The sequence below is a fragment of the Mesorhizobium sp. M0761 genome, assembly GCF_040320205.1.
Taxonomy (GTDB): Bacteria; Pseudomonadota; Alphaproteobacteria; order Rhizobiales; family Rhizobiaceae; genus Mesorhizobium.
On sequence record NZ_JAMYPF010000010.1, the window covers coordinates 65,362 to 77,505 of the forward strand.

14 protein-coding genes are annotated in these 12,144 nt (G+C 63.3%); 7 read left to right on the plus strand and 7 right to left on the minus strand.

Features of this window, described 5'->3' with window-relative positions; genetic code table 11:
* Positions 1–17 precede the first annotated feature (17 nt).
* The gene (locus NKI32_RS17915; protein WP_353003085.1) at positions 18–917 is read right to left on the minus strand and encodes a LysR family transcriptional regulator; all 900 of its coding nucleotides are present in this window, start codon (positions 915–917) and stop codon (positions 18–20) included.
* 143 nt (positions 918–1,060) lie between these two features.
* On the opposite strand from NKI32_RS17915, the gene NKI32_RS17920 reads away from it, so the two are divergent.
* Positions 1,061–1,780 (plus strand): SDR family oxidoreductase, encoded by a 720-nt coding sequence (locus NKI32_RS17920; RefSeq protein WP_353003086.1) that lies wholly within the window; start codon positions 1,061–1,063, stop codon positions 1,778–1,780.
* Here the strand turns inward: NKI32_RS17920 and NKI32_RS17925 are convergent.
* Positions 1,777–2,997, minus strand: coding sequence for an alanine racemase (locus tag NKI32_RS17925; RefSeq protein WP_023668250.1), 1,221 nt, complete (start codon positions 2,995–2,997; stop codon positions 1,777–1,779). The two genes, NKI32_RS17920 and NKI32_RS17925, sit on opposite strands and share 4 nt — an antisense overlap.
* Before the next feature lie 211 nt (positions 2,998–3,208).
* On the opposite strand from NKI32_RS17925, the gene NKI32_RS17930 reads away from it, so the two are divergent.
* Positions 3,209–4,126 carry a DMT family transporter gene (locus tag NKI32_RS17930; protein ID WP_353003087.1) on the plus strand — a complete coding sequence of 306 codons (918 nt, stop codon included), beginning with the start codon at positions 3,209–3,211 and terminating at the stop codon, positions 4,124–4,126.
* Between the two features lie 449 nt (positions 4,127–4,575).
* Here the strand turns inward: NKI32_RS17930 and metF are convergent, their stop codons facing one another.
* Positions 4,576–5,493, minus strand: a complete 918-nt coding sequence (gene metF / locus NKI32_RS17935; RefSeq protein ID WP_023682156.1) for a methylenetetrahydrofolate reductase [NAD(P)H] — start codon at positions 5,491–5,493, stop codon at positions 4,576–4,578.
* Complete coding sequence (locus NKI32_RS17940) at positions 5,493–6,515, minus strand: ArsR/SmtB family transcription factor (RefSeq protein ID WP_352463550.1); 1,023 nt, start codon at positions 6,513–6,515, stop codon at positions 5,493–5,495. Before NKI32_RS17940 ends, metF begins: the two co-directional genes overlap by 1 nt.
* 167 nt (positions 6,516–6,682) lie before the next feature.
* On the opposite strand from NKI32_RS17940, the gene tsaA reads away from it, so the two are divergent.
* Entirely contained in the window at positions 6,683–7,189 is a 507-nt protein-coding gene (gene tsaA, locus NKI32_RS17945; RefSeq protein WP_353003088.1) for a tRNA (N6-threonylcarbamoyladenosine(37)-N6)-methyltransferase TrmO, read from the plus strand.
* Positions 7,186–7,500 (plus strand): DUF2293 domain-containing protein, encoded by a 315-nt coding sequence (locus NKI32_RS17950; protein WP_023668245.1) that lies wholly within the window; start codon positions 7,186–7,188, stop codon positions 7,498–7,500. The genes tsaA and NKI32_RS17950 overlap by 4 nt, the downstream gene beginning before the upstream one ends.
* 6 nt (positions 7,501–7,506) lie before the next feature.
* Here the strand turns inward: NKI32_RS17950 and NKI32_RS17955 are convergent, their stop codons facing one another.
* Positions 7,507–8,013, minus strand: coding sequence for a hypothetical protein (locus tag NKI32_RS17955; protein WP_023735978.1), 507 nt, complete (start codon positions 8,011–8,013; stop codon positions 7,507–7,509).
* A 152-nt stretch (positions 8,014–8,165) separates the two neighbouring features.
* On the opposite strand from NKI32_RS17955, the gene NKI32_RS17960 reads away from it, so the two are divergent.
* Both NKI32_RS17960 and NKI32_RS17965 read left to right on the plus strand, forming a co-directional pair.
* The gene (locus tag NKI32_RS17960; RefSeq protein ID WP_023668243.1) at positions 8,166–9,128 is read left to right on the plus strand and encodes a D-amino acid aminotransferase; all 963 of its coding nucleotides are present in this window, start codon (positions 8,166–8,168) and stop codon (positions 9,126–9,128) included.
* Between the two features lie 145 nt (positions 9,129–9,273).
* Positions 9,274–10,116, plus strand: coding sequence for an SDR family oxidoreductase (locus NKI32_RS17965; RefSeq protein WP_023729364.1), 843 nt, complete (start codon positions 9,274–9,276; stop codon positions 10,114–10,116).
* A 59-nt stretch (positions 10,117–10,175) separates the two neighbouring features.
* On the opposite strand, the gene NKI32_RS17970 is transcribed toward NKI32_RS17965, so the two are convergent.
* Complete coding sequence (locus tag NKI32_RS17970; RefSeq protein ID WP_353003089.1) at positions 10,176–10,793, minus strand: MOSC domain-containing protein; 618 nt, start codon at positions 10,791–10,793, stop codon at positions 10,176–10,178.
* 69 nt (positions 10,794–10,862) lie between these two features.
* Here NKI32_RS17970 and NKI32_RS17975 point away from each other — a divergent pair, with 69 nt between their 5' ends.
* Positions 10,863–11,012, plus strand: coding sequence for a hypothetical protein (locus tag NKI32_RS17975; protein ID WP_023705569.1), 150 nt, complete (start codon positions 10,863–10,865; stop codon positions 11,010–11,012).
* Here the strand turns inward: NKI32_RS17975 and NKI32_RS17980 are convergent, their stop codons facing one another.
* Positions 11,013–12,134, minus strand: a complete 1,122-nt coding sequence (locus tag NKI32_RS17980) for a beta-ketoacyl-ACP synthase III (protein ID WP_023714787.1) — start codon at positions 12,132–12,134, stop codon at positions 11,013–11,015.
* Between the last annotated feature and the right edge of the window lie 10 nt (positions 12,135–12,144).

Genomic DNA, 12,144 nt, shown 5'->3' on the forward strand with positions numbered 1-12,144 from the left:
TGCCCAAGCTGGGTTCCTTATTCCCTACTCCTTGCCCGGACAAAGTCGATAAATGCCCGCAAAGCCGGGGGGACGTGCCTCGAACTCGGGTGATACAGGAAGAAGCCTGGAAAGCTGGGCGACCAGGGCTCTAGAAATCTCATCAGCCTGCCCGCATCGATCCACGACTGGACCTGATAGTCGATCATGTAGGCAACGCCTGCTCCACCCAGCGCCGCGTTCAGCATCAGCTCGGTGTCGTTGACAGTCAGGCTGCCCTCGACGGCGATTTCCAGAGACCGTTTGCCGCGCGCGAACTCCCATCGATAGAGGTTGCCGCCACCAGGCCACTGGAATTTTATGCATTGGTGCTGATGCAACTCCTGCGGATGGCGCGGTATGGCCCGATTTTCGAGATAGACGGGAGCGGCCACCGCCGCCATCTGCAAATCCCCGCTCAGTTTCACTGCCACCATGGCCTTCTCCAGCCGCTCGCCAAGCCTGATTCCGGCATCGAACCGTCCTCGAACAATGTCGGTCAGCGTATCGTCGACGATGACGGTCAGCGCGATATCAGGATAGGCGCGTTGGAAGTCGCCAAGGATCGGGCCGATGAACCGCACCGCGGCAACACGCGGCACGTTTATTCGTAGCGAACCCGCCGGTCGATCACGCGCGGCATGAATGTCCGCTACGGCGCCCTCCAGCTCTTCGAACGCAACGGCAAGGCGCGCAAACAGCGTCTCGCCGGCACCAGTGGGTGAAACACTACGCGTCGTGCGATTCAGCAACCTGACGCCGATGCGAGCCTCCAGTTGCCGGATCGACTGGCTGAGCGCCGGCGGGGAAACACGCAGCCGGGCGGCGGCGCGGACGAAACTACGCTCTTCCACGATTGCGGCAAATGCCTTGAGCTCGGCGAATTCAGAACCGCGCATTGTGTATCCCTAGATTAACAACCTAGTCAGATAATAGGCCATTATCTGATCAGTTGCATGGCCCTATTTCTCGACTAGCGGACCCGTCGGATGAAACCGGCACGGGCCTGAATGATTGAAGGAAACGTATCCTGCCCAAGTCCTTGCAAGGCAAAACCGCACTCGTCACCGGCAGTTCGCGCGGCATTGGGCGAGCCATCGCCGAAGGCCTCGCCTCCAAGGGCGCTGCCGTCGTCGTCAACTATGTCGGCAACCACGAAGCCGCTGACGAGGTCGTGGCCGCCATCGCCGGCAAGGGAGGAAAGGCGATCGCCGTCCAGGCCGACATATCAAGCGTCTCGGATATTCATCGCCTGTTTGACGAGGCTGAGAGTGAGTTCGGCGCGATCGACATCGTGGTTGCCAATGTCGGCGTCGCCGTCATCAAGCCTCTGACCGAGGCAACCGAAGCCGATTTCGACCATGTCTTCGGCACCAATGCCAAGGGCACGTTCTTCGTGCTTCAGGAAGCAGCGCGCCGTGTGCGAAACGGCGGCCGCATCATCGCGGTCTCCACCGGCGGCACCAAGATGTTCTTCACGCAAACGGCGCTCTATCTCGGCAGCAAGGGCGCCGTCGAACAATTCGTCCGTGTGCTCTCGCGTGAACTCGGACCGCGCGGCATCACGGTGAATGCGCTGTCGCCTGGCTTCACCGACACGGACCTGCTTCCCGAGCGCGATCGCGCCGTGGCGGCCGGCATGTCTCCATTTGGCAGGATCGGCGCGCCCCGCGACGTTGCCGATGTCGCGGTCTTCCTGGCCAGCGACGAGGCCCGCTGGCTGACCGGCGAGAATATCCAGGCCGGTGGCGGGGTCGCTTAGTCCGCCATCGTCTCCAGGCTGGCGAATCCCTGCGGCGCATCGCCTTCGTCAAACGGCGTCGTCACCTCGACAAATGTGTCGGGATAAAAACCGTTGAAGCGGGTTCTCAGCGACAGCGAATAGGCGCCGATATGGCCGATCTCGATCCAGTCGCCGGTGTCGACGGTTTCCGGCAGCCAGAACGGCCGCGACAGGATGTCGACGGAATCGCAGGTCGCGCCGCAGACCTTGAAGGGCACGATGTTCTTCTCCTCGCCATTGCGCGAACGGATCGCCGGATCGGGGATGAAGCGGGCCGGCAGTGTGATCTTGCCAGTCCAAGAATCCGACAGCGACGCCCAGATGCCGTCATTGATGTAGAGCCGCTTGCCCTTGCGCAGCAGCACCCGCACGATCAGCGACAGGCAGCGCGCCACGATCACCCGGCCGGGCTCGGCCACCAACGGGATCTGGTCGAACTGGTATTCCCTCAGGTCGCCCGACAGCCGCGACATGATCTGGCCGAGCGACGGCATCTCGATCTGCTTGCGATTGGGGTCATGGCCGTACTCGGCGGGAAAGCCGCCGCCGACATCGAGCCCCGCAATGTCGAAGGTCAGCCGGTTGCGCACCCAATCGGCGGAGGCCAGCGCCCGCTCATAGGTGTCGGGATCCTCGATCTGGCTGCCGACATGGAAGCACAGGCCGACCTTGTAGCCGGTGCGGTTGAGTCGCTCGGCGAGTTCCACAGCATAGGCCGGCCCGGCGCCGAATTTCTTTGACAGTTCATAGGCCGCCGAGCCCTTGGTCTGGATGCGCACGAACACGCTGATGGAGCCCGGATCGATGTCAAGCGCCCGCACCACCCGCGTCAGCTTGGTGATCTCGTCCTCATGGTCGAGCGAAATGACGCGGATGGCGTATTTTTCCAGCGCAAGCTTGATGTCCGACTGCGCCTTGACCGGATGCATGTAGAGCATCTCGGCGTCGGGTGAGACGGCGCGCACGGCGGCGAACTCGCCGGGCGAGGCCACATCGAAGGCGGTGACGCCGGCTTCGACCAGCGCCTTCAGCACGATCTGCTCGCCATTGGTCTTGACTGCGTAGGCGGTCTTGCCGGGAAACATGCCCATGAACTGTTTGGCATCCGCCTTCAGCACCTGCGGGCGAAAGCAGTAGACCGGATCGTCCGGCCGAAGCGCCAGCGCCGCCTCGCGGGCATTCTCGAATCGCTGCATGGACGAATCCCCTGACTTCTCGGCTGCGCACAATTAATCCAAGCTAGCGGCCAAAGAAAACAATTCTGTGTCTGGCGGGCACTGACCCAGCGGCGCACCCTCCTGGCAGCACTGTTGCCAGCAATCAGGTTTCGGGTGGCTCTTGTCGCCGGACCCGATATGCCTTCTGCCTGAGTGGCTGGCATTGATGCCGCGGGGAAGGACGTTCACGATGGCAATAGCCACGACAGCCGTGCAGCGCGGACCGATGACGCTGAGGGACTGGGGACAGCTTCTGCTGCTCGGCGCCATCTGGGGCGGCTCGTTCTTCTTTGCCCGCATCGCCGTTGCCGAAATGCACCCGCTGGTGCTGGTTCTGTTTCGCGTTGCCATTGCGGCCATTGCACTGCAGCTCTATCTCGGCATTCGCGGTCCGTCCTTCCGCCTCGCCTTCCCGCATGCCGGCCTGTTTTTCCTTTTGGCGCTCGCCAACAATGTCGTCCCGTTCTCGCTGATCTTTGCCGGCCAGACCGCGCTTGGCGCCGGCGTCGCCTCGGTGCTCAATGCGACGACGCCGTTCTGGACGCTGATTCTCGCCAACGCGCTGACAGCGGACGAAAAGCTCTCCTGGAACAAGCTTGCCGGCATCGCGCTCGGCATCGCCGGCACCGCTGTCATGATCGGCCCCGGCCTGCTGGCCGGGCTCGGCGGCCCGGTCTGGGCGAAATTCGCGCTGATCGGCGCCTCGCTGTCTTACGCCGTCGCGCTGATGATTGCCCGCCGCTTCAAGGGCGTGCCCTCGCCGGTCATCGCCACCGGACAATTGACGGCGTCGACCATCATCATGATCCCGGTGGTGCTGCTCACCTATGGCCCGGCCGGCCTGTTCTCGGCCTCGCCGCCGGTCTGGACGGCGGTGCTGGCGCTGGCGCTGCTCTCCACCGCCTTCGCCTACATCCTCTATTTCGACCTCGTCGCCTCGGCCGGCGCCACCAACGCCTCGCTGGTCACGCTCATCGTCCCGGCCAGCGCCATCCTGCTCGGCCTCCTGTTCCTCGGCGAGCGGCTCGCTCTGTTCGAGTTCTGCGGCATGGCACTGATCGCGCTTGGCCTGGTGACGATCGACGGGCGGTTGTTTGGTCGGCGCTAATGCCTGTCGACCAAAAGTGCGCAGCGGTTTTGGAACAACGACGCGCTTTAGGTCTGGTAGCGCTGCCATGCCTCGCTTTCGTCACAGCCACGTCACAATTTATTCACAGGCTACCAGCGGGTTTTGCCGAAGAGTTTCAATGCCTAACGCCAGGTGGCAGGTCGCAAATTCCACAATCGCGTCGCATTGCAGCATATTTTCCGCTTGCCTGTGGCACAAATGCCCCTAGACTCCACCCATAGCTCTTGAAGAGGAGACTATGACATGGGACTTACGAGGCCAATCAACGCATTGATGATCTGTGCTGCATTTGCCTTCATTGGCGCCCTTATCATAGGTGTTCTTCCGTAACCGCCGGAGCGGAGGAACAGCAGCAATAGCCCACAAATTCGAAAGGCCGGGTGTTTCGCCCGGCCTTTTGCATTTCAGATTTCATACCACGATGAAGCTCAGGCGGCGGCGGATCCAGCTGCCTCTGTTTCGTGGGAGCGGATGCCGATCATATGGCAGATGGCAAACACCAGGTCGGCCCGGTTCATGGTGTAGAAATGGAAGTCGCTGACGCCGCGCTCGACGAGATCGAGCACCTGCTCGGCCGCCACGGCAGACGCCACGAGCGCATGCGTCTGCGGATCGTTGTGCAGCCCTTCGAACCGCTCGGCCAGCCATGCCGGCACCAGCGCGCCGCAGCGTGCCGAGAAATTGGCGACCTGGGTGAAATTGTGCACCGGCAGGATGCCGGGCACGATCGGGATGTAGATGCCGGCGCGGCGCGCCTTCTCGACGTAACGCTCGTAGAGATCGTTGTCGAAGAAGAACTGGGTGATCGCCCGCGTCGCGCCATTGTCGGCCTTGCGCTTCAGCATGTCGAAGTCGGTGGCAAAGTCCGGACTTTCCGGATGCTTTTCGGGATAGGCCGAGACCGAGATGTCGAAATCGCCGGCGTCCTTCAGCGCTCCGACAAGTTCGGCGCCATTGGCATAGCCATCGGGATGCGGCCGGTAGGCGGTGCCGACGCCGGCCGCCGGATCGCCACGCAAGGCGACGAAGCGCTTCACGCCCATATCGGCGAATTCGCGGACGACGGCGTCGACCTCATGGCGGGCGGCGTCGACGCAGGTCATGTGAGCCGCCGGCGTCAGCGTCGTCTCGTTCAGGATGCGCTTGATCGTGCGCGCCGTGCGTTCACGCGTCGAGCCGCCGGCGCCATAGGTCACCGAGACGAATCTCGGCTTCAGCGGCTCCAGCCTGGTGACGGTGTCCCAGAGCCTGGCTTCCATCTCGTCGGTCTTCGGCGGGAAGAACTCGAAGGAAACGCGCACCTTGTCGCCGATGTCGGGACGGCGGGAAAAGCGGAACTGGTTCATCAGGCGATTTCCCCCATAGGGTACGCTTTGGTGGGTTGGGTGTCATTTGAAGGCTCGGCCATCAGCATGCGGCGGTCGCGGCCGAGCCACAGCTTGACGGTCAGCCTGGCTTCGTTGCCGCCGCGCGGCTCGAATTCCTGGGCATCCTCGAGATCGAGCCCGGCCTCGGCAAACCATTCGGAGATCTGGCGGTCGGAAAAGCCCAGCCTGACATGCGCGTGCTGGTCGCGCAGAAACTCCAGCGCATGCGGCGCGAAGTCGACGATCACCAGCCTGCCCGCCGGGCGCAGCAGCCTTGCCGCCTCGCGGATGGCGCGGGCGGGATCGTCCAGATAGTGCAGCACCTGATGGATGGTGACGAGGTCGAAGGCGTCGCGCTCGACCGGCGGCGCGAAGATGTCGCCCTGGCGGACCTGCGCATTGGCAATGCCTGCCTTGTCGAGATTGGCGCGCGCCACCGTCAGCATCTCGCGCGACATATCGATGCCGACGCCGCGCCGGTAGAGCGGTGAGAAGATTTCCAGCAGCCGCCCGGTGCCGGTGCCGAGATCGAGCATCGACTGGAACGGCCGCTTGCCGACCAGCTTGAGGAGTGCGGCTTCCACCGCGCGGTCCGGCACATGCAGCGAGCGGATATGATCCCAGCTGGCGGCGTTTTCGGAGAAATATTCGGCGGCGCGGTCCTGCCGTTTGCGCTTGACCGACGCCAGCCGCTCTAGATCGCGCTCGACCTGCGGATCGGCGCCATGAATGCCGGAGACCAGCCGCAGCACGAAGTCGCGCGCGGAATCCGTATCCGACAGCCGGAAGAAGGCCCAGGAGCCCTCCTGGTAGCGGCCGATCAACCCGGCCTCCAGCAGCAGCTTCAAATGCCGCGACACCCGCGGTTGCGACTGGCTGAGGATCTCGGTGAGGTCGGACACGGTGAGATCGCCGCGCGACAGCAGCGCCAGGATGCGGAGCCGGCTCGATTCGGCCGCAGCCTTCAACGTATCAACCATCGTATCGAGCGAAACATGCATCGGCGCGCTCTCGTTGAAAAAGATATAAACATATGTTTATGTCAGCTTTGACGACATGGCAAGGCCTATGTCGCTTCCTGACAAGGAAATGGCGCACACATGGTCCCCGCCTGAGAGAACCGCTTTTCCCTGACGATCGGCTGGAAACTTGTGCTAGGGCGAAAGCCATGTTCGAGAAGCGCGACGGCGAAAAGCTCCTGCAGGCTGACCCGGCTGACATGCCGGCGGATGGCCATATCGTGTTCATCGGCCGCATCGCCTCGCCATGGACATCCAGGCAAACCTGCCCAAAGAACATGCGCGCGGCGCGCGAGACCGGACAGGCGGCCACGGTTCTCATCGACCCTGCCTATCGCGACGGCCTGCTTGCGCTGGAGCGGGCCAGCCACATCGTCATCCTGTCCTGGCTGCATCACGCGCCGCGGGCACTGATTGTCCAGAGACCCCGCCATGCGGCTGAGCCGAAAGGCGTTTTCTCGCTGCGCTCCCCTGCCCGGCCGAACCCAGTCGGGCTGCATATCGCCAGGCTGATCGCCGTCGACATCGACCACGGCCGCATCGCCATCGACGCCATCGATGTGCTCGACGGCACCCCGGTGATCGACATCAAGCCCTATTTCGCCTCGACCGACGCCTTTCCCGAGGCGACCATTGCCGGGCGTGACGAAAAATGAGCGCGCCCACCGGCCGCCGCCGCGCCATCGCCAAGGCGCTGACCGCACTGCTGCCCCTGGCGCCCTATGCCGATATGGAGAAAATCCGCACCGAGGCCGGCGCCGTGCACATGAAGACGCTGCCGCCGGGCATCGCGGTCTGGCTGGCGACGATCGCCCATATCAGGCACGGCCATACCGACTATGAAAAGCTGCTGGCCGAGGGCTATGACCGCGACTCGGCGCGGTTCTTCGTCATCGAGCAAACAAACATGGTGCTGACCCGTTGGCGCGCCACGCGCCTGCTCGATGCAGAGGACGAAGAGGAATAACTTCAGCTACCGTCGCTTCAATACGGCAACCGCATTGTAGGGCTGGCCGTCGGCCTGGCCAACCCAGGTCCAGGACAGGTTCCCTTTGAAAAATCGGACGGTGATGCCGCCACCGTCGATGCACTTGTCCTGGCCGTAGCTGATGTTTTCCCGGTATTCCGCCGAACTGTCGTCGCGAGAAATCTGGGTCAACGATCCGCCGCAGCCGAGCGACGGATAGTCGATCGACGCGGCGCCATCGCCGATTGTCATTGCGATCGCCCAATCGGCGCCGGCAGCCCCGGCCGGACTTTGATGACCGCTGCCGGTCCAGACGCCGTTGAGCCCCGCCGCGTTGACCACGCAAGGCACGTTCTGAAAGATCGGCGTCAGCTCGCTGCCCATCTTCTCGCAACGATAGGTCTGGCCGTTCTGGCACAGCGCCTCGCCCTCGCGAGCGCATTGCGCGAAGGCATGGCCAGTGACGAAGACGAGGAAAATTGCAAAGCTGATGGTCCGAAAAGATCTGCCCATTTTGCCCCTCCCGGCCGGATATTTTCAAGCCGGACCATAGGGCATATCGAATGTGCTACCTAGGACAAACAGCGATGGTTGGGTGGCCCTATGCCGCCTGCAGGGGACCACTAGCTTGAATCTGCCGCATCAAGCCGAAGGGACCAATCGCCATGAACCGAAGCGCAGCAGCCGGTAGCATTGTGCCATTGCCGGCTTTGTCGGATCGCCATATCGATCCGCATTCCTATCCCGACGGCATCGCCTTTCTCGATGGTCAGTATCTGCCGATGTCGCAAGCCAAGATCTCGGTGCTGGATTGGGGCTTTCTGCATTCCGACGCCACCTACGACACCGTGCATGTCTGGGACGGGAGCTTCTTCCGACTCGACCTGCATCTCGACCGCTTCTTCGCCGGCTTGCAAAAACTGCGCATGACGATCCCGTCCGACCGCGATGGTGTGGCCGAGATTCTGCACAATTGCGTGGCGCTGTCGGGCCATCGCGCCGCCTATGTCGAAATGCTGTGCACACGCGGCGCCTCGCCGACCTTCAGCCGCGATCCGCGCCAGGCGGTCAACCGCTTCATGGCCTTCGCAGTTCCCTTCGGCTCGGTCGCCAATGCCGAGCAGTTGCGGCGCGGCCTGCATGTCGCCATTAGCGACAAGGTGCGCATTCCGCCGGTCTCGATCGATCCGGCGATCAAGAACTACCACTGGCTCGACCTCGTGCGCGGCCTCTACGACGCTTATGACCGTGGGGCCGAAACCGCATTGATTCTCGACTTCAACGGCAATGTCGCCGAAGGCCCCGGCTTCAACGTGTTCTGCGTCAAGGACGGCAGGCTGTCGACGCCAGCCGCCGGCGTGCTGCCCGGCATCACCAGGCGCACCGTCTTCGACCTCTGCGCCGAGGCAGCGCTTCCCACCACGGCCGTCGACGTCAGCGTTGCCGCGCTGAAGGCTGCCGACGAAGTCTTCATCACTTCCACCGCCGGCGGCATCATGCCGGTGACAGTGATCGACGGCGCTGCTGTCGCCGACGGCAAGATAGGCGGGATCACAAAGCGCTTGATGGCGCTCTACTGGCAAAAGCATGACGACCCGGCCTGGTCGAGCCCGGTGCGCTATCCCTGACCGGCGAAGGTCCTGCTCCACACGATGACGTGACCAAAAAGATTCCCCCTCGCCTCTGGAAAATCGCTCGACGCACCGTATATCGCGGAAGCGGAGAAGCCTCCGCTTCCCAGTTCACGGCCCGCATGGGCAAGGATTCCACGTCATGACAAGCAAGGTTTGGTTCATCACCGGATCGTCGAAAGGCTTTGGCCGAGTCTGGGCCGAGGCCGCACTCGCTCGCGGCGACCGTGTCGCCGCAACCGCGCGCGATGCCGGCACGCTCGCCGATCTCGTCGCGAAATACGGCGATAATGTCGCCGCGATCAAGCTCGACGTCACCGACAAGAAGGCTGTCGAAGCGGCCATCGCCGAGGCGCACAAGCGCTTTGGCCGGCTCGACGTCGTCATCAACAATGCCGGCTATGGCCATTTCGGCGCCATCGAGGAAGTCAGCGAACAGGAAGCCCGCGACCAGATCGAAACCAATGTGTTCGGCGCGCTCTGGGTCACCCAGGCGGCTTTGCCGATCATGCGGGCGCAGGGCTCCGGCCACATCATCCAGATCTCGTCGATCGGCGGCGTCAACGCCTTTGCGTCGCTCGGCCTTTACCATGCCTCGAAATGGGCGCTCGAAGCCTTCAGCCAGTCGCTCAGCATCGAGGTCGCCGAATTCGGCATCCATGTGACGCTTGTCGAACCGGGCGGCTTCTCCACCGATTGGTCCGGCGCCTCGGCCAAGGTCTCCAAAGCGATCGAGGCTTACGCGCCGGCCCGCGCCAAGATGGCGGAACGCCGCGCCAACTCGGTCGCCGGCGACCCCGAGGCCACCGGACCGGCGATGCTTGAAATCGTCGACGCGGCCGAGCCGCCGCTGCGCGTCTTCTTCGGCGATGGCGGCCTGCCGATGATCAAGCAGGAATACGCCAACCGCATCGCGCTGTGGGAAAAGTGGGACCACGTTTCCGTCGAGGCGCAGGGCGCCAAGAAGAACCGCAAGGCGGCCTGAGCGCGTCTTGAAATCCGGCTGCGTCGCCCCGGCGGCGCAGCCCGTGCCCTAGCCCGGTACTAGGATCGATAAATCCACTGCTCGGGCACGCGCACCGAGATCTCTTCCCCTGTTGTCATACGACCCGGTTTCTCGACCCAGGCAACGAGGCCGCGCAGCCGTTTCGCCGCCTTCGGGAAGGCCAGCGCGCCGGCCTCCCGATCGGCCATCCCGGCGTTTTCGGCGATCGCACGTCCAGCAAGCCGGCAAGGCCCGTTCTGCGCATCGACCTTGATCGTCACGCCACCTCTAAAGAACAGCAGCGTGCCTGACGGCAGCATCGAGAGATGCGGCACGCCTTCGATCAGCAGATTGGCGCCGATCCATTCCGGCTTGATCTCGGCCAGCCCCATCCGCTCGGCAATGACGGCGATTTCATCCGCTGCTACGATTGATATCTGCCGCTCGTTGCGGATTTCGGTGCCGCGCGGATACCAGGGTTCGCGACCGCCCGAACGACGGGTGGCGCCGGCGTGGAAGTCGCCGTCGATGCCTTCGAAACCGAGCTGCAATGCTTCCACCGGGCGCGTCTGGAAGTGATTCGACGGTGCGACGTACAAAGCGGCCACTTTGGCGGACAGCTTCCTGGCGGGGATGATGTCGACCGGCTCCTCAGACTCCGGGAAGAGGTCCAGCATGGCTTCGTTCCTTCTGCAGGATGACGTCGCAAATAGCCGTAGCCGTGGGCTCGGGTCCAGTCGAAAGCGATGATGATTCGATCAAACCGGCTGATAGCGTCCATCGGCATCGTCATGAAGGCAAGGCTGGAGGAACGCTTTCTGCGCGGAGAACTCGGCAACGCCTATGACGACTATGCCCGCCGCGTACCGATGCTGGTGCCGTTCATGCCGGCCTGATTACAGCATCCGCAAAAGCGCGCCACCGATCGAATAGCCGGCGCCGAAGGCGCACAGCACGCCGAAATCGCCGGGCTTCATGTCGGCGTGGTTTTCCGACAGCGCGATGATGGCGCCAGCGCCGGCGGTGTTGCCGAGCCGCTCCAGCACCATCGGCGCGCGGTCATGGTCGACCTCGTGGCCGAAGGCCAGTTTCAGGATCATGGCGTTCATTCGCGCATTGGCCTGATGCAGCCAGAATCGCCTGATGGCTTGCGGCGTCAGCCCGTGCTCGGCGAGGAATTCGACAATGAATTTGTGGCCGGCGACGGTGACTTCCTTGAACACCTTGTTGCCGACCTGTTTGATCAGATTGCCTTCGAGGTTGATCATGTAAGGATCGTCCTGGGCGGTGCGGGTGTGATAGCCCAGATTGGTGCGGATATTGTTCGACATCTGCGTCCAGGTGCGCGTGTCCAGCACCTCGAAACGCCCCGGCCGCCTCTCGCCCTCGCCCAGCCCCTCGACCACCATCGCCACCGATGCATCGCCGAAGATGAAATGCGTCTGCCGGTCGCGGAAATTGAGATGGCCGGTGATGATCTCCGGCGTGACCACCAGCACGCGCTTGTGCGCGCCCGCCCGGACCAGATTGGCCGCAATGTGCAAGGCGGCCGCGGCCGATGAACAACCAAGCCCCATGTCGAAGCCGGCGCCCTTGGTGCCCAGCGCCTCCTGCATTTCGATGGCGATCGCCGGATAGGGCCGTTGCTGGTGCGAGGCCGAGCAGATCACCAGGTCGATGTCGGACGGCTTCAGGCCGGCATGGTCGAGCGCCTTCCGGGCCGCGGCCACTCCAAACTCGGCCTGCAGCGACAGCGCATCATCGGGCCGCGCCGGAATGCGCGGCGCCATGCGGGTCGGATCGAGAATGCCTTCGCGCTCGATGACATGCCGGGTCTGGACGCCTGAGGCATGGACGATGAAGGCGCTGTCGGATTTCTGCAGCAGCGTCTCATCCGGGCCTTGCCGGCGCGCATTCTCCGTGTCGACCCAAGCGTTGAAACTGGCGACCAGTTCTTCATTGGTGATCTTGGCTTCAGGGATTTCAACGCCGATGCCGCTGATGATGACGCGATGCATATCCAGTCCG